This window comes from Paraburkholderia monticola, assembly GCF_001580545.1.
In the GTDB taxonomy this organism is placed as follows: domain Bacteria; phylum Pseudomonadota; class Gammaproteobacteria; order Burkholderiales; family Burkholderiaceae; genus Paraburkholderia; species Paraburkholderia monticola.
The window spans coordinates 313,131-333,387 of sequence record NZ_LRBG01000004.1; the positions used below are offsets into that span (position 1 = coordinate 313,131).

The 20,257-nt window shown below is 55.7% G+C and carries 16 protein-coding genes and 2 pseudogenes; 12 read left to right on the forward strand and 6 right to left on the reverse strand.

Annotation, left to right across the window (positions count from 1 at the left end):
* The first annotated feature begins 194 nt into the window (after window positions 1-194).
* From CI15_RS06290 to CI15_RS06300, 3 genes are all read left to right on the forward strand, one after another.
* Window positions 195-659 (forward strand): hypothetical protein, encoded by a 465-nt coding sequence (locus CI15_RS06290; protein WP_062125317.1) that lies wholly within the window; start codon window positions 195-197, stop codon window positions 657-659.
* Window positions 656-1,465: a hypothetical protein gene (locus CI15_RS06295; protein WP_062125319.1), complete on the forward strand. Its 810-nt coding sequence runs from the start codon at window positions 656-658 to the stop codon at window positions 1,463-1,465. The genes CI15_RS06290 and CI15_RS06295 overlap by 4 nt, the downstream gene beginning before the upstream one ends.
* A gap of 358 nt (window positions 1,466-1,823) precedes the next feature.
* A complete protein-coding gene (locus tag CI15_RS06300) occupies window positions 1,824-2,174 on the forward strand; it encodes a hypothetical protein (protein WP_153041059.1) in 351 nt (116 codons plus the stop codon).
* Window positions 2,175-2,282: 108 nt separating this feature from the next.
* Here CI15_RS06300 and CI15_RS37590 read toward each other — a convergent pair.
* Window positions 2,283-3,071 (reverse strand): annotated as a pseudogene (locus CI15_RS37590) (SDR family oxidoreductase).
* Here CI15_RS37590 and CI15_RS38360 point away from each other — a divergent pair.
* On the forward strand, window positions 3,010-3,297 hold the full coding sequence (locus tag CI15_RS38360) for an aldo/keto reductase (protein WP_062125325.1): 288 nt from the start codon (window positions 3,010-3,012) through the stop codon (window positions 3,295-3,297). The pseudogene CI15_RS37590 and the gene CI15_RS38360 sit on opposite strands and share 62 nt — an antisense overlap.
* Before the next feature lie 402 nt (window positions 3,298-3,699).
* On the opposite strand, the gene CI15_RS06320 is transcribed toward CI15_RS38360, so the two are convergent.
* Window positions 3,700-4,278: a rhomboid family intramembrane serine protease gene (locus CI15_RS06320; protein ID WP_062125327.1), complete on the reverse strand. Its 579-nt coding sequence runs from the start codon at window positions 4,276-4,278 to the stop codon at window positions 3,700-3,702.
* A 374-nt stretch (window positions 4,279-4,652) separates the two neighbouring features.
* Between CI15_RS06320 and CI15_RS36030 the strand changes: the two are divergent.
* From CI15_RS36030 to CI15_RS06340, 3 genes and pseudogenes are all read left to right on the forward strand, one after another.
* Window positions 4,653-5,639: pseudogene (locus tag CI15_RS36030) on the forward strand (helix-hairpin-helix domain-containing protein); the annotation flags it as partial.
* Between the two features lie 33 nt (window positions 5,640-5,672).
* Window positions 5,673-6,488 (forward strand): Swt1 family HEPN domain-containing protein, encoded by an 816-nt coding sequence (locus tag CI15_RS06335; RefSeq protein WP_153041060.1) that lies wholly within the window; start codon window positions 5,673-5,675, stop codon window positions 6,486-6,488.
* Window positions 6,489-7,454: 966 nt separating this feature from the next.
* Window positions 7,455-8,609 carry an AlbA family DNA-binding domain-containing protein gene (locus CI15_RS06340; protein WP_062125332.1) on the forward strand — a complete coding sequence of 385 codons (1,155 nt, stop codon included), beginning with the start codon at window positions 7,455-7,457 and terminating at the stop codon, window positions 8,607-8,609.
* A gap of 115 nt (window positions 8,610-8,724) precedes the next feature.
* On the opposite strand, the gene CI15_RS38145 is transcribed toward CI15_RS06340, so the two are convergent.
* The 3 genes from CI15_RS38145 to CI15_RS06345 all read right to left on the reverse strand — a co-directional run bounded on the left by CI15_RS38145 (window position 8,725) and on the right by CI15_RS06345 (window position 13,485).
* Entirely contained in the window at window positions 8,725-8,943 is a 219-nt protein-coding gene (locus CI15_RS38145; RefSeq protein WP_338152540.1) for an H-NS family nucleoid-associated regulatory protein, read from the reverse strand.
* Between the two features lie 27 nt (window positions 8,944-8,970).
* Complete coding sequence (locus CI15_RS38150; RefSeq protein WP_075643663.1) at window positions 8,971-9,225, reverse strand: H-NS family nucleoid-associated regulatory protein; 255 nt, start codon at window positions 9,223-9,225, stop codon at window positions 8,971-8,973.
* A gap of 126 nt (window positions 9,226-9,351) precedes the next feature.
* Window positions 9,352-13,485: an NACHT domain-containing protein gene (locus CI15_RS06345; protein WP_062125334.1), complete on the reverse strand. Its 4,134-nt coding sequence runs from the start codon at window positions 13,483-13,485 to the stop codon at window positions 9,352-9,354.
* Between the two features lie 850 nt (window positions 13,486-14,335).
* Between CI15_RS06345 and CI15_RS06350 the strand changes: the two genes are divergently transcribed.
* The 5 genes from CI15_RS06350 to CI15_RS37535 all read left to right on the forward strand — a co-directional run bounded on the left by CI15_RS06350 (window position 14,336) and on the right by CI15_RS37535 (window position 18,890).
* Window positions 14,336-15,172 (forward strand): vWA domain-containing protein, encoded by an 837-nt coding sequence (locus CI15_RS06350; protein WP_062125336.1) that lies wholly within the window; start codon window positions 14,336-14,338, stop codon window positions 15,170-15,172.
* Window positions 15,173-15,180: 8 nt separating this feature from the next.
* Complete coding sequence (locus CI15_RS06355; protein ID WP_062125337.1) at window positions 15,181-15,918, forward strand: protein phosphatase 2C domain-containing protein; 738 nt, start codon at window positions 15,181-15,183, stop codon at window positions 15,916-15,918.
* Window positions 15,915-17,666 carry a protein kinase family protein gene (locus tag CI15_RS06360; protein WP_062125339.1) on the forward strand — a complete coding sequence of 584 codons (1,752 nt, stop codon included), beginning with the start codon at window positions 15,915-15,917 and terminating at the stop codon, window positions 17,664-17,666. Before CI15_RS06355 ends, CI15_RS06360 begins: the two co-directional genes overlap by 4 nt.
* Window positions 17,667-17,814: 148 nt before the next feature.
* Entirely contained in the window at window positions 17,815-18,633 is an 819-nt protein-coding gene (locus tag CI15_RS06365; RefSeq protein ID WP_153041061.1) for a hypothetical protein, read from the forward strand.
* Between the two features lie 11 nt (window positions 18,634-18,644).
* Window positions 18,645-18,890, forward strand: a complete 246-nt coding sequence (locus CI15_RS37535) for an AAA family ATPase (protein WP_062125342.1) — start codon at window positions 18,645-18,647, stop codon at window positions 18,888-18,890.
* Window positions 18,891-19,838: 948 nt separating this feature from the next.
* Here CI15_RS37535 and CI15_RS06375 read toward each other — a convergent pair.
* Window positions 19,839-20,129 (reverse strand): DUF6471 domain-containing protein, encoded by a 291-nt coding sequence (locus CI15_RS06375; protein ID WP_062125343.1) that lies wholly within the window; start codon window positions 20,127-20,129, stop codon window positions 19,839-19,841.
* Window positions 20,130-20,257 lie beyond the last annotated feature (128 nt).

Consider the following 20,257-nt stretch of genomic DNA (forward strand, 5'->3'; position numbering starts at 1 on the left):
GGTAACTGGCCGAGTACGACGGGCAACCCGTCCGGCGGTGGACGTGGCAATGCGGCACCTCGTGGAAGCCGATGATTTCCAATGCGAAAAACAACCGTCCTATCCGATGGTTGGTTACGAGCTGTTCGATTGCTTCTGCCCATTTCGTGATGACGCGGTTGCACCGCGCCATCGCGTGACATGAACCAAATAATATGCTCGACCTGCGATTTATCTGGAATCTCGGCGCAATCATATTCAGCGTAGTCGGCCTACCGATTGTGCTGTTTTTCTGGGAATCGGCCATTCGGGTGACGAACTGCGATACCGATTTGAAATTTCTTCCGCCAGAGCTGGCGTCCGCCGGCCTGGCACTACTTCTTGTCTGCTTTCCAATCGGCGAGAAGCCTGAGTCAGGAACGACACCGGAAGCGCGGCGTGCCTGCCGGGAATACAATTGGAACGCGACATTGTTGATTTTGGCGGTCTTTTGGTTTGCCGTAGGCTCGATATTTTGGGTCGCCGCGTTTGGGTACTCGATAAAAGGTACATATCCCGCATTCTGGCTGAAATGGTCCTTCGGCGGATATTTTAAAGAGCTGGGGGCAATGGGAACCGACGCAATTCTTTTTTATTGCGCGGCCGGCGTGCTGGCATCGGGAAAAATGGCGAAGACATGAGCGAAATGCTATCTCTCGTACTTCGGAATCCTCCAATCATTGTGATTCCAACGATAGGCATATTTGCGGCCTTCGCGCTCTTGCGGCTGAAATCTAACTACGTGAATCACGGCGTTATCAGCTTTACTCGGACGAGCGGCCACGCGTCAGATTCCGTCGCGGTCAGCGAACCCGCTGCGCAGGGCCAAAGTGAAAAGGACTTGACGGAGCAAGGTCTGCCTAAGGTGGACGATGTGTCTGACCAGACGGCGCCGGTGGAACAGAACCGCCGTGAGGAACCTGCACGCCAAGGAGAGAAACCAACTGCAGTCGAGCCGCAGTCGAAACCACGGGAGCGCGTGCGAGACATGCCTGAGCGCGTCGCCTATTCGTATTTTCAAAAGAGCGAGCCTAGTTTTTACAGATTACATGATGCTGTCGACGAGACTTGGGACCTCCTTGCGAGGTGGTCAAGGGACGTAGCCATTTCGTCGCAAAGGGAAAACTTCGAAAATCGCTCATATTTTGACGAGCGACAGTTATGGTCGCTCATCAAGGTCCGGGATGCCTGGCGCGATGTGCGAGAAGCCGCGCCGGAAACGTGGGGGCGCAACGACCTTGACGATTTGCAGCATCACATGTCCGAAATTTTGAACAGGCTGACCGACGATACTATCCGTGCGCAACGCGAAGATTCGGGGTCGATTGACAACGTCAGATTCGGGTTATCTGAAATGCAGTACCTCCTGAAAGAGTACAGTTCCAACCTTGAATTCAGAAAGGTGGGCAAAGAGTTTCTGACCGAAGTCTCCCGCGCGCGCGATTAGCCGCGCCAGGCAGTCGAGGTTCACCAGAACCTCTTCGCGCCCGTTAACATTCAAGTTTGTCACGTTAATCCACCCGCTGTCGGCACTCGACATCATCGCGATGGCGCCAGCAATCGCTGGGGGTTCAGCGTCGCGCATACCCGCATGATTTCATGCTTCTCGCAGAGCCTCGCGTCGAGCTTCGCGTAGTTCGTGTACTCGAGTAAGATGCTGCGCTTACCAAACATCGCGGTGTCATGAGAATCCCGGGGATACCGTTGCGGATGCCGCCGTGTAGCTATATTGATGGGGACTTCGTTTGCAACGTAAAGAGTGTAGGTGACATGACTCATGGTCAACCGAGGTAGACCGCCAACGAATGAGCCATGGCGACACGTCGGAATCAATTCAAACGAAGCATGAAAAATCGCGAACTCAAATGGCAGGTGCAACTGTGAAGAGATCTGAGAAACTTCTGGAAAATATCGACCAGTCGAAGGAACAGCACACCCCCACGACAGCAGATATCGCCCCGCACAACGAAGCCAACCCGAGCAAGCAGACGGCGGCGGTTAGCGCTGCTGAGCAGAAGGTATCCGTCGGCGCAGGCAAGAAGACCACCTCGTTGCGGTTGATGCAGGCAGTATGGGCAGCGCAAAAGAAGCCGTCATTAGAGACGGGCCCACAGACAGATATTGCCGCGGGAGAGGATGACCCCACTTCACGCTGAAAATTGCCTGACGAAATTCGGATGCCACGCCCGAATGCCCCGGTGCGGTCACGATAGCGTTGACATCGAGACCGCTGGACGTATGCTTTGGCATAGACGCCAGCGCATTCAGACTGCAGTTATTTCGCCATCGACCGCAATAATCTGACCGGTGATGTATGCGGACGCGTCTGAGGCCAAGAGCACAGCAATTCCTTTGAGGTCTTCAGGGCCGCCGAAGCGATTCATAGGGCAAAGTTCAAGCAGATTCGGCGACTGCTCGATGTTGACCTTTGTCATCTTTGTCGGAAAGAATCCCGGCGCGATTGCGTTCACTGTTATCCTTCGTTGGGCCTATTCTGCAGCAAGTGCCCGCGTCATGTTGACCACGGCACCCTTGCTTGCGTTATATGCAATCGTCTTCATGTGTCGCGGGTCGATGCCGACGAGACCTTCGACGGACGCGATATTCAGAATTCTGCCCCTGCCAGTACGAAGCATGGAATGACGACCGACAGCCTGGGTCAATACGAAGAGGCCCGTGACGTTCAGGTCGAACACCTTCTTCCAGCCGTCTAGGGGATGTTCTTCGGCCGGAGCCCCCCAGATAGTCCCCGCGTTGTTATCCAGAATGTCGATTGCTCCATGCACTTCGATAATGCCTGTTACAACCGATTCGATAGTTTCGTGGGCAGACAGGTCACATACGACGGCCACGGCATCAATTCCGCAGGCGCGTACCCGCGCGGGTTCCAAAAAGCCCTTGTACCAGTGGACATCAGCCGAATACGCGGATTCTGACCGAAACAGGAATACGATTGACGCGGTTATCCGTGTTGCCAACGATATCGGCGCCATGCCAGCGCAAGTGTCGCTCAGCTGGCTGTCCGACCGACCTGCTGTGACGGCCCCCATCATCGGCGCGCGAACTTTGCAGCACCTGACCGAGGCACTTGGAGCCGTCGACCTCACTCTAAATTCGGACAGCACCACGTTTCTGGATGCGGTCAGCGCACCGCTCTCCGGCGGTTACCCCTATGAAGCCTTCGGCAGCGGCCAGCGGATGCGGTTTGTCGACAGCCCGACTCAAGCGCTCAAGTCTCTGGTCAGTGAAGGGTCCAAGCATCCGTTGGGACGCATCTGAACCATCGCCAACGCCGGGTGGTCATTTCCTCGACATCCTCGCGTATTCCCTTGCACCGCCCTGTTCAGGTTCAAAGCCGACGGGGCTTTCGCGCGCACGGCGATGTCGGTCGTCTGATGGCCCGTGCCATTTAGGACGGCTGGAATAGCGCCCTGAGGCAACCGACTGACGGGCGACGATGGCTCAGACAGGTGTCTCGTGATGCTTTGGAACGTGTCTGAAGGCCACGCTCAGAATACTGCGGGGCTCAACTTCACCAAAGGGGATTTTCAAGCAGCAGGTGAAAGCTAGAGAACAATGCTGAAATCTAGGCAGTTGAACAAAGGAGCGCGAGGTCAGTGCCCCGAGCGATGCGGCAGTAGGTGAGTATAGGTGCACGCCGCACGTGTGGGTGTGTTGCTGCTAGCGTCGGCTGGCGCGCGACACCCGACCCGCACGGGCTGCCAGAATCCCGCCAATCGTACCTCCGACATGACTTTGCCACGAGATGCCCGGCGTCAGTGGCAACGCGCCGATGAACATCGTCATTCCATACGCCGCGACCACGACGAGAGCGACTGCCACCGATAGCATGTCGCGGATGTACAGCCCGCGGCCTACAAGGTACGCGGCGTAACCGAATACCAGTCCGCTCGCATCGATGTGAATCGTGTATGGCGCTCCCAGTAGCCACGCGCATAACCCTGCTCCAAGCATCGAGCCTATCGTGGCATCCCAGAAGTTTGAGACCTTTGGCCAGGTGCAGAGCCAGCCGAGGACAAGCAATCCTGAGGTGTTCGCCAGGAGGTGGCGAAAGTTGGCGTGCAGCCAGGGCGCGAACAGGATTCCCTGCAATCCGCTGATGGTGCGCGGCTCGACGCCATGTGTGTCTAGATGTAGCCAAGGAAACAATACAGACAGGAAAAAGACTATCCACATTGAACCGACGAAACTTGCAAGCAGGGAAACGCGTGCTTTTAAGTTGACACCACCCGTCGCCACCTTGCAGGAGCTTTCTTAGATGTAGTAAATGCAGTCACAAGGAACTGCCGGCGTTGGAACTGAGGGCTGCGTTATCCGTGGCGCAGCCGCACGAGCACCTTGCGTATTAGCAGCCGACCATTTTGCCCTGTGGCAATCCGTCCGCCACGCAGGATGTCATAGCGCCTCATTGGCTTTGGGTTTCTCCTGTTTTTTATTGCGACGCTGCGTTCGGTTGTATTAGTGCTGCTCTATCCGGAGTCACAGATTGGTGGTCCGGGTTGGGACAAGGACAACGTCCGGCGCTTGATTTTGTGGGGCTCTGTCAGAAAGATGCCAAAAGCCTGTTTCTCGAAAGTAACAAGACGAAGTTATGCACACCGCCACGGGGGCTCTACACCGAATCCATCTTCCAGCAGATTCACGGCTTCGGCGAATACGGTTTCCCTGAGAGCCACGCGGCGAGCTTCGCGCTGCTCGTCTACGCGAGCAGCCGGTTGAAGTGTCACGAGCCGGAAGCGTTTCTCGCCGCGATGCTGAACAGCATGCCGCTCGGCTTCTATTCTGCGTCTCAGCTCATCCAGGATGCGCAGCGTCACGGCGTGAAGGTGCTGCCGGCCGATGTCACCATCAGCAACTGGGATTCAGTGCTTGAGCGTCACGATTCTCAATCAAGGCCTGCAGTACGCCTTGGCTTGTCGCTCCTGAAGGGCATGAAGGACGGCGCCGCTGAACGTATTGAAGCCGCGAGAGCAGTGAGACAGTTTGCCAGCGTCAGCGAACTCGCCAAACGCGCGCAGCTCGACCGGAAGGACCTTCATGTTCTGGCCGCCGCGAACTCTCTGTCGTCGCTCGCCGGCAACCGGCGCGAAGCGCTCTGGACGTCTGTCGCCGCGGTACCCGACCGTGACATCCTTGCCGATGCGCGGGTGGATGATGAAACGCCTGTGCTTGGCGCGCCGTCGGAGGGCGAAGACATCGTCGCCGACTACAACTCGATGAGCCTCACACTCGGTCGACATCCGCTATCACTACTGCGGCCGGCGCTGCTCGAACAACGGCTTATGCCAGCGGCGACGCTCATGACCTACCGCAATGGCTGACTCGCGCGTGGTTGTGGATTGGTGACGGTACGTCAGCGACCAGGGACCGCAAAGGGCGTGATGTTCGTTACCATCGAGGATGAGACGGGCAACGTGAACGTCATCATCTGGCCTTCGCTGCAGGAAAGGTTCCGGCAGGAGGCACTGGGCGCGTCATTGCTTGCGGTGTACGGAACATGGCAATGCGAGGGCGAGGTCCGACGTCTGGTCGCTCAACGACTTGTCGATATGTCGCATCTGCTCGGCGGGCTTACGGCGGTCAGTCGAAATTTCTGTTGAGCGATAGCACCTACTGTGAGGAGTTTGTTGTCGATGGACGCTGATACCAAGTTGAGAGATTTTGAGAATTATCTGCGCCGTTTCATAACTGAGGTAATGAAACGAAAATACGGGCCTGGCTGGCTTTCTTCCCTTCGTATGGATGAGAACGTGAAGAAGTGGAAGGCGCGCATGGAGGAGGAGTCGAAAAAGCGAAAAAGCGTCTCCGCAGACACTCGCATCCTTTTCTACGCTGAATTCTATGAATTGACCGAAATTCTGGAAAAATTTTGGCCGCATTTCTTTCAAGAGACTCTTGGAAAATTCCGTCCGATAAAGGACAAGCTGAAGGAGCTTGAGGGGCTGCGCAACCCAGCCGCTCACGGCCGAACGCTCATGCCTAGTGAACGGGAATTCATCTCTGGAACGACTGGCCAGCTTCGGGCAGTATTTGGGCGGTATAGCTCGACTCTCTTCGGCGCCGACGACGACCCGTATCCGCAAATGCTCTCGGTCGAAGACAGCTTGGGTACGCTGATTGAGTTCAAAAAAGATATGCGGCAGCATATCCGGACAACCAATAAGGTAGTCCAGGTTGGCCAGCAGATTGAAATCGTTGCTCTGGCCGAAGACCCGAGCGGCGAAGACCTTGAGTATCTGTTCAGAACTCTACACATGAGCGTCAATACCGGGTGGACTGCGAGCAACCAGTGGTCTTACGTATTTACGGATGCTGATGTTGGAGAAATGTGCGACGTATCGGTCAGGGTGCGTAGCAAGCGTCCTCACCATCGCATGCGCTCGCACATCCCTTCCGAAAGCCATGACGACCTGATGACGCTTCGCTACAGCGTTCGTCCCGCGCTCTAGCTGGGAACAACAACTATCCGCCGGCGCTTCGCCCGAACTGGAACGTCTGCTGTCTCGCCGAGTAGATTATCCAAGGATGTGCCGAAGCGAAGCCCTAAGAGTATCGTGTCGTGATGGTCTCGATTCCGATGCGCAATCCGAATCATCGGACGCGGCTCGTGGTACCCCTTAATTTCGGTGGAGGCGGCGATGAGCAAAGGAACAGGCGGCAATCAAGGTGGCGCGCGCGGCAACTCGGGCGGTACATCGAAGGGCTCGTCCAGCGGGGCCAAATCAGCAGGAAGCGGCGGCCGGTCTGGCAGTGGCTCTTCAGGCGGGAACTGGCCGAGTACGACTGGAAATCCGTCGGGCGGTGGGCGTGGCAACGCTGCGCCTCGCGGAAGTCGTTGACGAACTGTTCGTCGAGGGTCGCACACCCTCACAGCCAGTCCGCCAAAATATTATTCTGGAAATTCTCCCCAGCACACGGCGAGGTTTGCGAGCGTGGTCTCCAAATCTAAAAACATCACCCCTGTTGCGCGGTATTCATACTGCTGCCCGTTCCGCGGTGCAGTCGCACCACTGGTCGGACATCAACGGCAGCGGTCGCGGGACAGCCGGTACTCTGGGATAGCCTTGAGATACCGGAAAGGGTGGCGAAGTTAGCGCCCTGAGGCGAACGGCTGACGGGCGACGCTGGCTCCACATGTTCGTAGACGGCGACCACGTCCTCGAAAGGGGCTTCGCTGCGCGCGGTACATGTTCCGCCCCCGGTCGTACACTGCCAAAGCTCGCGAGTGGTCGAGGCAGAAACCATCAAGGTAGAACCGTGGCACTAAGTGATGTCTGCGAGGCCTTTTCATTGGTGGTGCCTTTCATGTAACGCGCAACCGACTGCTCCAGCGATTCTTCATGCAATACTGTGAAGCTCGACAAACAATATTAGCGATTCGTGGTGTGGCATGCCAAGAATCGAAGAACGTAATCATGGACCAGGATTTTCTTCGAGCACTGCTGTACCGCGCAGAAGGCGCGGATTTGGATTTCAAGCGCGAACAATACAAGGTTTCCGGGTCCGACGCAGAAAGAAGTGAACTCGTAAAAGATGTTCTCGCGATGGCAAATGCGTGGCGCGAGTCGACCGCATATATCATCCTTGGAGTAGCGGAGAACAAGTCTGACTTCCCTATCGTTGTGGGTATCGCTGACCTACACGATGACGCGCATTTCCAGCAAATAGTCAACTCCAAAGTTCACCCAAAAATCGACTTTGCTTACGAAGTTTGCAAATTTGACGGACTCCTGGTGGGAGTAATCTCAGTGCCAAAACAGAAGCGTCCGTTCTACCTCCCAAAGCGATTTGGCGATGTCAACGCAGATACCGTGTACCTCCGGCGTGGAAGTTCGACGGCGATTGCCAAGCCAGACGAGATTGCACTCATGGGTCAAGGCGATGTTCAGCGCCGCGAGCCGCCGAAGGTGTCGTTGACGTTCAAAGATGCGGATGATGAAGACATCAGCTCGTCGGTCCGACAGTTGGTACATGTCGATTTTGGCGACATCAAGCAGCTTCCTGATTACAGAGAGCCGGACGTAGATGCGATGTACTCGATGCTCAACATGCGTCATTCCACAAACTCCGATTATTGGAGAGAAGGCGCAAAGTATGTTGCCGACAAGTTTGGATGGGTTCGCGCGACAATCTGCATCAAAAATGAGTCGCGGTATTCACTGACTCATTGCAAGCTGGAATTCACTGTGAAAGACGGTGGCGGAAATTCGCTTGCGATTCGGTACGCCGATGACCTTGCAAGAGCGCCGCAGCACGGATTGAAAATACCAAAGTCGCTTTACGACATCGGTCGGTCTGTCGACCTCGAAGTGGTCGCAGCGACAAAGCGCTCACCGTCGAAATGTATCTACCATATCGATAAGGTTTTAGCTGGCGATACAATTACCTCGGACGCAGCCGTCGCATTGACGGCATCCGAGAGCGGGTTGATTACAATCAACGGCCAATTCTTCGCGCATGAGCTCGAATCGCCGCTTCCATTGACTTGCAATTGCGAGTTCATCGTCGAGAAACGCGACGTCAGTTTCGAGCAATTGCAACGAATGCTCATGAAGAAGCGACGTCCCTGACGTTAGGAGCGTGAACTACTATCGCTAACTGGCAGTTGGTGAAAGCTGCATAACGGAAAAGAGCGCTAAACGCCTCCCACCTTTGTTGCCTTCACTTTCAACGCTGCCTCCCGTTTTAGGCAATCAGATACTTCGACCGGTCTTTAGCACCGGCAATCCATGCGGGTGCCCGACCGCGGCCGCTCCACGTCGCTCCCGTGTTTGGGCCTGCATATAGAGCCGGCTGAGGACCGCGAACATAGTTTCCAGCTTTCGGCGAGTTCTTGACAGTGTTAGAAGAAGTGACGGCAGTGCTTTCAACGAGGTACGTGGAACGGTCCCTGACGGTCGCAATCCATGCAGGAGCACGTCCGCGACCAGACTACGTCGCGCCAGTTTTGGGGCGACGGTAAAGCGCTGCCGATGCAGTTTTTGAGACAGCCGCCTTGACGCGGGGCTTGCGTCCGCGTTTCTTGCTACCACTACCATCCGCAACGATGTCCGCAACGGTAAGACCATGCTTTTCCATGAGCCCGTGGATTTTCTCGACGACGGCAGTCGTATCTTTTTTCAAAAGCGCGTCGGCTTGTGCCTGTAGTTTCGCAATCTTTGCATGCACAGTTTTCAGCGTCACCATACCTTCACCTTGTTTTAGTTAGCAGTGGACGGGTTATCTTACCGTGACCAAGTTGCAGGACGCTTGTGATAGGTGTCGCTAACGGTCGACTGACAACGCCAATTTTTGAGGTGACCGGCACCACCGTCATCCTTCAAAAACAGATACCGATTGATGGATTACCTTGAGGTGTCGACCATCGTACCGGACAAAAGACCATGCATCTGAGGCAGGCCCATCCGTTCTTCCTCGATTGTGAAAACGTGCGTAAAGAAGATGGCTGCCCGACTCGCGCAGATAGCGGTCGAGCAAATCTCGTCGAATATAAAGGCCAGACCTTAGCTCTGCCGTCAGGCTAAAAGCAGCCAGTACACCTGCTTCGTCTAACCAACCCGACTGGCGGTCCCAAACTAGCCCCAGATGTTCCACGAGGGCTGGAGCCGGCACACTAAGATTTGCTTGACGCTCATTCGCTGCGTAATCGTATTCCCATTCCACGCCACGCAACAATTCAACATCTGCGTATGTGAGGTCACCGTCGGCGGCTAACGCAACGCTATCGCTCAACGCGCACTGGTGAAACGCCGATGCGCGCGGATATTCACCAAAAAAAGCGCGGTAGCAATGATTGCCATGGCTGCTGAATGCATGCGTGTTGTCAAGGTATCTTGCCGTCAGTTGCTTAGCCTTATCAATGATGAAGCTCGAATAGTCAACCGTAATGTACCGTGAGTCACGAGAGTAGGCGCTGTCTTCTCGCTCATCGTCATGAGCGTAGAAGGCGAGCGCAACCCAATCAGCGCCATCGCTAGACCGGCGATGCAAGCACTCTTTGTGCGGCGTCAAGTCGTCCGCCTTCACCCAGTTCAAATCGCTAATCTCACTGGCGTCGGGAAAATGATAGCGAGCATCGCCAACTACGCGCTCATCGTATGAACGTGGCCCAGAAATATCTCGGACATCGGTAACGTCGACCTTTCGCAGGTTTATGGACCAGAAGTATTCAGGCATCTCCGCCACGGTCACATCATCGTTCCAAGTTTTTGGTGGAACGTTTCGTGCGAGAAGGCCTACGAGCCGATGCAGCGAAATCCAGAAATATTTCTTGCCGAGCCGTTCCGCATACCCTGGACGTCCGCGTCCAGAACCATGTCGATTATGCAAAGGGTATTCGTGGGCGTACGCTATCCCTTTCGGGCCCGGGTAACCCAACCGAAGGGTTTCAAGCATTATCCATGACGCAACATTTTCGATGGTGATACCCATGGAAGCCAAATCGAAATCATGCATCTTCGATTCGAGAACGTAACGCTTAAAATCCGTACCCCATTGTTCACTGAGGTCCATGTTTGGTGGCAGGCCCTCAATGGACGTGAACGCTGTAGCATCCGAGTAAGTCGGCCATTTCTCCGGCAAATAGAAAGGCGCACAAAAGGCTATCGCTCTGGCTTGCAGCTCCGCCGGTATGCCGACTGACTCACTCAGTGCCATAGCAAGCATTCGCACCGAATCTCGGACCATGACGTTCGGAATAGCAAAGCCGGGGGTCGCAAGTTTTTCGAGAATTGCGATGAAATCTTGCTGTCTGTTGGAGGGAGCAAGAAGGCTTCCGCAATATATGGCCAGCGTTAGCGATTCAAGAATATAGTCGTCGTCGCTTCCTTCGAAGAGGTGAACGAGGCTCAGACCGAGTGCAGGGTATAAGCTGATGACCCGCGTCAACGCCTTGGTGCTACGGTCTCTAACACGACGGTCCGCAGAGCTCGTAACCCACAACAGAACAATCGCGAGAAGCTCACGACTTTCGTCTGGCCATCGACTTACATCTGAGCGGAGCGCTGCATCAACAATTGCGTGCACCACGCCTTGCTCTTCAAAAGAGCTTGTTAGAAAAGTCGAGAGCAGCGCGTCGCGGCCAACTAGCGACCGACCGTTCAGGCATGAATGAAGCCACTTTGCGTTAATCGCACACTCTGGAATCATTGCCGTCTTGAACAATGTTTCATAGGCGGAGCGCCACAATTCCTGCTGCTTAAGACAAGCCTTGATGACATCGACGGTAGCCGAAGTAATGCTCTTCCTCGAGCGGAAGGTAATACTCCTTAGAAAAGCCGGCATCGATACTGCGTGCGGAAGCGCCAATCTATAATCGGTTATTTCGACGTTTGTTTTCTCCGGTAGAACGGAGGCTATCGCCTCGACAAGCCCCGCGTTTTCCGGGCAAAGCTTTGACAACGAGTTTCCGAGCAATTTAAGGTTGACCTCGTCGCCGGCAGAACACGACTCGAGGATATTTGCCGCGACGAGCGAGTCGCTAAACTTCTGGTAGGCGAAACGTACAACCCATTCATCTCGAACTACTTCACTGACGATGAGCAGGCCCTCGCGTTGCAGCTCTTCGAGCATCACTGACGCATGTACATCGCCGCTGAGCACCGAGTTGAGCGTGGATACCGCTACCTCGTAGTTGATTGCACCTGCAGGGTCACATGCCCATACCTCTGCAAGCTCTCGTAGGCTGCGCCGAACCAAATTGACCGGATTGGACCATCCGCGTTTGCGTCGGATGGCGCTGTCACAAACATCCAGATAGCTGTTGAATAGGTTGTCGAAGCCCGGTGCCGACAAGTCCAGGTTCTTTCCACCGCCAGCCTTGATTGTTTTACAGGCCAAGTGTAGCAACAACGGATTAACGAGTTCTTCTGAAAAAAGCGGCGTGATTTCGCTTTCGATTTGATATGCCGCGCAGAAGGCCTCTAAAGCCTCGGCCTGTCTGCCCTCGAATCCTCTGTGGTTGAAGGCGAATCCCGGAAAGCGCTCGTCCACCACAAGGTCACGATACGTATCCCGGGTCGAAACGCAAACGAGAATATTCGGATAGTTTGCTATCTGTTGAAGAAACTCGGGTAGCCTGTCGCGCCAGCGCGCGGCGTCAGGCGTCTCGTTCAGAGCATCAATGTAAATAACGAATGGAAGACGCGTTGACGCTGCGCTCGCGCTGATACATTCGAACAGCTCGCCGCGGCCTACCGAAGCTCCGAAACCCAGTTTCGTGCGGACCACCTCCCACGGCTGCCCGTCCCTGAAGTCCTCTCCAAAAACTACGAGAGAAAGCCCTTCAGCAGTCAAGCGGCGATTGGCCGCTGCTACTAACTCGTGAGTCTTCCCAATTCCCGGCGGCCCCACCAAGAGAAGCGATTGCGCGCGGGACGCATTTACAGCAGGAGACCTAAGCCGTGACAGTACCTCACTGATGTCCTTAAGCGCTTCCCGACACATGTCCAGAATCCCCGCGGGGAGCGCCGCCATCATCTCGGCCTGAAATTGCCGAAAGTGCGGATTGTCGTTTTCCTCGCCGTGTAGACTGCAGAACTTTTCATAGTGTTTGTGTTCCGCCGTTTCCATTAAAGGAAGCAGCAACTCGAGGTGTGCCTCAAGTTCGTCGGAGTGATTCACGACAAAACCGGGACTGCGCATCTGAGTGAACGCGTTGTTGACGGAACTCAACAGCTGTTTGGCCTTCTTCTTGTCGAGTGCATCTAAAAGCGAAAACAGCTCTGCGCTCGCCTGGGCTAGAGAAGCGAACGCGTGACGATATGGGCGCACGTTCTCCACGACCCAGCCATCCGGTGACAATACGCGTCCGAAAAAATCGAGTGCTTCGTGCGCTTCGGTTGCGACATCAACGAGTGAAGAGTGACGGGGACCGGCAAACGCCTTCGCTTGCTCAAGCCCGCTCACAATCTGGGCCTTCGTCAAGGCTGCCTCGCCAAACCAGTAGCGACGGTAACCACCGTGGGAGTCGATGGTCAACAGCTTTTCTCGCACCAGCGATTCGGGCACAAGATGAATTTCGACGGGGTGGCCAAGTGCAAATGATGCAATCCGCATTTTCACACGCCAGTCTTCGAATCGCTCGGTCTCGCTACGACCATGCGCACCAGCCGAACGCTTTCCCGTTAAGTCAAATGGGATATAAACGTAGTACTCGGTCAAATCAGGATAGTTCGCCAGCGCCGTCTTGTACGAGTCCTTTATCTGCGAGAATTCGCCGTTGCCAAGCTTAAAGAAATACTTTGCTTGGAGCCCCACGACGCCGTCCCCCGGCGTACGGAAAAACGCTTCGACACCGCCATCACCGCCGTCACCACGAATCGCGACAAACTCGCTTCCAGGGGGCACGTCTGTCGTGCGTTGGAAAAGAAGGATGCTCAACGCCTCGAACGAGTCACGTTTACTCTTCGGTTCGGCACGAATTGTCTGGAAGTCGATGGTCGTCACGATGTGCTGCTGGAAAACAAAGAGCTAACACTTTACTGCAACCTTATCGCAACACCCCATTCGTTTCGCTGGCAGTTTGTCTACGGATACTGCCGCAGGAAGGGAACTTCCTCACCTGCCAGCTCCGACTGAAGTCTTCGGACGGCCCCTCTGCTCCTCGGTTAGTCGCTCGCAGGGACCGTTCAATTGGTGTGGTTATAGTCATCGGTCGCAGACAGTAGCAATTGCCGCGTGCGCTTCATGACCTAGACGACCTCGCGTTGCGAGACGTCCCACTCGCCAGCGTCGACCTTCAATCTCACCCCATTCTCGGCCCGGGTCAACGCCACGTCTGGCGACAGACCCGAGGTAGCAATCTTTCGCGATACGTAATCGGATAACCGCCCCATATCTCTCGGTCCACATCAGGTCCTAGACGATGCCTACCGCCAGCAAGTTCGAAGCTCTCGGAGCGCGAATTTTCGAGTACCTCTTCCAGGAGGGGTTGGACTGGTCGACCCTTGTTTCAGAAGCGGTGACGACGGCCGACTCTTAAGGTACTTTCCCAATGCAACAAGCATATCGCAAGCGGGAGTAACGAAGGACAGCCCCGTATACATCCGTCTACGTTCGAGCGCAATTTAGAAAGCTACTTTTGTTGACTAGCTCTAAAGATGCCATCAAATTCGCCGTTATCAACGTGTGGGGGATTCGCGATGCTTTTAGAGCGGTAGGCTGAACCTGAAAAATACGCACGCAGTTATGGGTGTGAAGCTCCTGATTGCCGATTGGCAATGCCGCATTGGCCTGACATGTTTCGGGCGCGCACCATCGCGCTCAGATTCGATAAGTAAGTATGAGGAGGTTTGAAATGCCGTATCAAGCTGCTATCCAACGAAGTGACCCGACCGCGCTGATATTCTTGGTAGACCAATCAGGTTCGATGGCCGACCGCATGGCAGGAAGCGAGCGAACCAAAGCTCAATTCGTGTCTGACGTGCTCAATCGCACGTTGATGAATCTCGTCACCCGGTGCACAAAGTCGGACGGCGTACGGGACTATTTCGAGATTGGTGTCATCGGCTATGGCGGCAGTGGTGCTCAGAACAGTTTCCACGGCGGTCTTTCGAGTTCCCTGTTGCACCCCATTTCGCAGATTGAAGCAAATCCTCTGCGGGTGGAAGACCGGAGACGCAAGGTTGACGACGGTGCCGGCGGGTTCCTTGAACAGTCTGTGAAATTTCCTATCTGGTTCGAACCGAAAGCTGATGGCGGAACGCCGATGTGTGCCGGCATTACGACCGCCGCCGAGGCGCTTGCTGGCTGGTGCGATGCGCATCAACAAAGCTATCCTCCGACCGTCCTCCACGTCACTGACGGCGAATCGACGGACGGTGACCCTGAAGCGTTGGCCGACACGCTTCGGCAATTCCACACGAATGACGGAAATGTGCTGCTCCTAAACCTGCACGTCAGTGCGCAAAACGGGCAGCCCGTTCAGTTCCCGTCATCGGACGGGGCATTGCCCGACCAGTATGCAAAGCTGCTATTTCGCATGTCGAGCGAACTGCCGAAGCACTTGATTAGTGTCGCGCAAGAAAAAGGCATCGCGGTCTCGTTCGAAAGTCGTGGGTTCATGTTCAACGCAGAGGCCGGAGAAATCGTAAACTTCTTCGATATTGGCACTCGGGCGTCGCAGCTTCGGTAACGTCCAGCATGCTCGGCATAAATTTTAAGGCGTCGGTTCCGAAGAGCCTCTCCGAACAGGATGCCAACGAGGATGCCGCGTCTTTCGACCTCGAGCGTGGCATCGTCGCCATCTCAGACGGGGCCTCGGAATCCTTCGATTCAAGGGCATGGGCGCGCCTGCTTGTTGCTCGCTTCATCCAGCAACCGGCGGTGAATGCGGAGTGGGTGAGCGCGGCACGTCTAAGCTACGAGGTGGATTGGGACTTTGAAACAATGTCCTGGTCGCAGCAGGCGGCCTTTGACCGAGGAAGTTTCGCGACACTCCTTGGAGCTGAATGGCATGAGCATAGCCGTGCGCTCGAAGTCTTTGCTGTTGGCGATAGTCTTGCCGTCCACCTCGATGCCTCCGGCGCGTGGGAGTCGCACCCTTACCGTCGCGCCGAGCAGTTTGACGAACGACCGCGACTCCTTTCAACAAAAGCAGAGGCGAATGCGTTTGTCCGTTCGAGCACGTTTTACACCGAGTCTTGTGCCGTTTGGGAACTGACGGAAGGAAGTCTCGTTTTTCTGATGACAGACGCGCTGGGTCAATGGCTGTTAACCGAGCCGGAGTCGTTTAATGCTCGCTGCCAGCTGCTTCTGTCCGCTAACACCGAACCCGCTTTCACCGAGTTTGTTCTGGAGCAGCGACGTCTCGGCGCAATGCGGATAGACGATACGACTTTGATGGTGCTTTCTATCGACAACGGAGCGCCATCGGAATGACATACCCGACGCTTGAGCAATATCAAGAGGTCCTCCAGCATCCAAACACCGCGTTCCTTGATGCGGAACTGGCGCGCGGGTCGGTGGCTACAACGGGTCTAGGGATGCCGTTGGCGATGTGCGGGGGATTCGCACTTACCTACACGGTCACCACCGGCGGCCGCAAACTCGCTGTTCGTTGTTTCCATAAAGAATCGCGCGAGCTGCAGCAGCGCTATGACGCCGTATCACGAACGCTTCGCGGGTTGAGCTCACCATATTTTGTGGCTTTCGACTTTTTGCAAGCAGGCGTCAAAGTGAACGGCGCCGGGTACCCAATCGTGAAGATGGATTGGGCGCAGGGCACAACGTTAGGTGAGTTTGTTGAGAAGTATTATCAGGACGGGCCCCGACTATCCAAACTTATTGAATCACTGCGGAAACTCGCCCAATATCTTGAAGGCCAAGGCATTGCCCATGGAGACATACAACCGGGCAACGTGATGGTGTCCGCGGATGGGGCCACCGTTCAGTTAATCGACTATGACGGCATGTTCGTGCCGAGCTTGGCTCACATGAAGAGCGCGGAGCTGGGTCACCGGAATTTTCAGCATCCCGGTCGCTCCGAGAAACATTTTGATGCCAGGCTGGACCGGTTCTCGTTCATATCGATGGACCTAGCGTTGCGAGCGCTCAGAGCGTCGCCCGGACTGTGGAACACCACACAGAGCGAACCGGAGTCGTTCGTCTTCCGCGCAAACGACTTTGTTGCGCCATTATCGTCACCGACGTTTGCTGCCCTGTCGCGGATAGGCGACTGTTCAAAAGACGTCGCGAGTTTTGCCGCCGTTTGCAACGCCGACATCCTTTCAACGCCGACGCTCGTCGATTTCGTTGCGGGAAGAAACATACCGGCCGCTCCTCGATATGTCGCACCCGCCGCGGGTGTCCAGCTTTCGCGAACCGCATATCTGGCGCAGCACCCTGTTCTCGATGCGTCACAATACGGCGTCGTGTTCAAGCATATTGGGCAGATGGTCGAACTCGTCGGCAAGGTGGTTGGCGTAGCGCAAGGAAAGAGCCGCAGAGGCGGTCGCCCCTACGTATTCGTGAATTTCGGCGATTGGAAAGGTACGTGCGTCAAATTGGCCATCTGGAGCGACGTTCTGGAGAAAATGACTAACGCGCCAAACAGCGGATGGGTTGGCAGATGGCTGAGCATCAAAGGGCTCGTGGACCCGCCGTACTCAAGCCGTAAGCACGGGTATACGCATCTCTCCATCACTGTGTCGTCGGCGAGCCTTGTCCACCAGATTTCGGAAGAGGAGGCCCGATACCGCCTTGCGCCGGCTTACCGCGTTCCGAATGTCACCGTCACGCGCAATGGCGATAACGAATCGTTACTAGCGTCCATGGGAAGGAAAGCTGCCGCGCCGGCTGCTACGCGCCCGATTCCTCCAGGGACGATAGGACCGCAATCGGCAAACCAGCAGCTGCTGGCGCAACTGCAGAGTCGCGCCAGCTCGTCCGCCGTCGGCGCAACGGCTAAACCGCCGCCCGGAAGTTCACGAGCGACGTCGGCCGCGGCTGCTCGTTTCCCAAGCGGGGGAGCCTCTTCCAGTTCTGCACCGAAGGCAACTCGCGCTTCCTCGCCCACATCGACCAATGCGTCAACAGGTAAGAATCCTCGGAAGGGGGTTCCGGGTTGGGTCTATGTGGTTGGATTCATCGTGCTCTGGCTGTTGGTGAAGGCACTCGCTCGACGATAACAAGGGCCAACTTAATCATTGCGCACGGCTTTGAAGATGTCGCGAACCGGCAACCATTCGCTTTGGTACGTTGCTCCTATGAGCCATAGCATACGGTTTTCTCTCGTTTCTCCGATAAACAGGGGAGAACAATCGCACGACCCACCCGTTGCAACGGGATGCGACTACGGCGTGCGGCGGCGATGATTTCGTCGCTGTGAAGATTGAGTCAAGAATCAATGCAAGCGCGAGCCGCGCAAAAACTGGGGGAAAAGTGAAGAAAGCGTCAATTGTCGTCATAGCTACTGCATTAACCTTGGCGGCATGCTCCAAACCTGAAGACACCGTGATTCCGAGTGACCCGAAAAGCTGGGATACGCAGCTTGCACCCGAAGTAAAGAAGCTTAGCGATGAAGACAAGCAGTTGCTCACAGGTTATCTGATGCGGGCAAAGATGGGTGAGGCATTCGGAGGCGCGCCGATTCCCGTCGGAACAACGGTGAGCCAAGGCATTGAACGTCAAAAGGATTGGCTTGCGAAGCAGGAAGCGCAACAGGCCGAGCAGGCACGGCTGAAGAAGGAAGTCGAAGCGCAGAAGGCCGCTGCTGCGGCAGAGGTATCTAAAAGCGTCGTACTGGCATTTCTGTCGCAGCACATTGTCCCAAAGGATGTGTATGCGCAGCGCTATAGCGACCAGTTCTTTATCGACGTCGCGGTGCAGAACGCGAGCCAAAAGTCCATCAAAGGCGTCAAGGCGGACCTCGTTTTCAAGAATACGTTTGGCGAGACGATTTACACGAGTGGGCTTACGATTGAGCAATCGATTGAGCCTGGCGCACGAGCTACCTGGGAAGGTGGGCATGAACTTAACGAGTTCAAAGACACCGACAAAAAGCTGATGAATCTCCAAGAAGGGAGCTTCACCGCTGAAATCCGCCCCACGATGGTCGTGTTCGCCGATGGGACCAGCATTGGCTCTGTAAATTAACGCCCTTCTCTTTGAAGCCTAGAGCCGCCGGGCCTAGTCTGCTGGTTCTCAATGTGCTCGTCGGGGAGAACGACGCAGGTAAAACGTCGGTCATCGATGCAATTCGGCATGTGCTGCTGACCACGAGCTATGAATTCCTGAGAATTCAAGAGCATGACTTCCATATCGAAGGGGACACTCGCGCGAAAACACTTTGGCTCGAAGCTGAGTTCCGCGGCTTGTCGAAGGAGCAACGGCGACAGTCGTTGAATGGCTGACCTACCCGAGTTCGGGCGACCCCTATCTTGTCGTCCACGTAACCGCAAAATTCGGCAAACCGATTGGGCGTAACCGCGGGAACGTCGTCACCGTCGTGATGTCCGGGCATGACGGCTCGGGTATCGAAATTGGCAGCGCAGTTCGGGACCTCATTCGCGCTACCTATCTGAGACCGCTGCGTGACGCGGAAGCAGAATTGCGCGCGGGTCGCCAGTCACGACTTTCGCAAATCTTGCAGGCTCACAAGAACATTGCTGGCCAGGAGCATGACGGTTTCGACCGTGACGACGCGTCAAAGCAACCGACGACCAACGGCGCCCGAGCTGTTGAACGACGCAAACGCCAGCAGTGTTAATCCCATGTCCCGTCGAGAAGGCAAGCTCGTTCCGACAGGCGACGAATTAGCGGCAGGCGCCGGATTGACGGCGATGAACGTGCTCACAATTTGCGGCGAACACGCTAACTGAGCGGTCGCTCCCGAGGGACGGACGTGCCACAGGTCGACGCCCTTGGCAACTGCTGGACTCTTCGCTGACAACTCGAGTGATAAAGGGACGAGCCCAAGATTTGCAGGTTTTCGTTTCACTGACAAGCGCGCGAGCCGTATCGCTCGCCGTGCTGCCATGGCGCCCTCGCGCCTTTTTGGTTTCTGAGGGTCGCCCAAGGACTTCGTTACCGTTCCTGTCCGGATTTCAAGGTGAGTGCGAGTTGCGGGGTAGGCAGGCGCTGTGGCTCGGGACGGCTTGAAAATTCCCCCAGCATTGCCTACGTTGGTAAACCCAAGCCGGTGCAACGCCGGCGCGCAGTACCAAGAATGAGCTTGCATTCGTCTGGTTGACCGCCCGCGCGGTCGGTCCCTCTATTTATGAGAGGGTATGACGCGGGAGCAGACGATGAAACTGGTCTGGCTGCGGGAGAACTGGGCGACGTCGAGGACAGTCCGTCGTCTAGCCCTTCTTGTTTTGTCCCTGATTGAGCGGATGCAGCGTGATGGTCTGCACACCCATCGCGCGCAGGCAAGCTATCAGAAAGGCTGCCGAGAACCGCTTCCGGTTAACTTTGCGGTTGAGTTGGTCGGGAGACTCGTAGACGCCCAATTGTTCGAGCATCCGCGAAAGCTGTTTGTAACGGATGCCGCGCCGCATCATCTCTTCCTCTATCAACCCCTTCGCTTCTTCTTCCCACGACCCATAGGGCTCAGCCGACGGCCGACTGCGCATGTTCGGCGGTTCATCCATCACTTTCCCTCAACTTCTCTGACGTCCCGATTCTTGCATCGCTGGAATTTTCTCACAGCGATTTTCGGTCGTATACGACCGAAGACAAGTCAGGCGACCTACACGTCCTCAGCAACCCATTTTTGTGA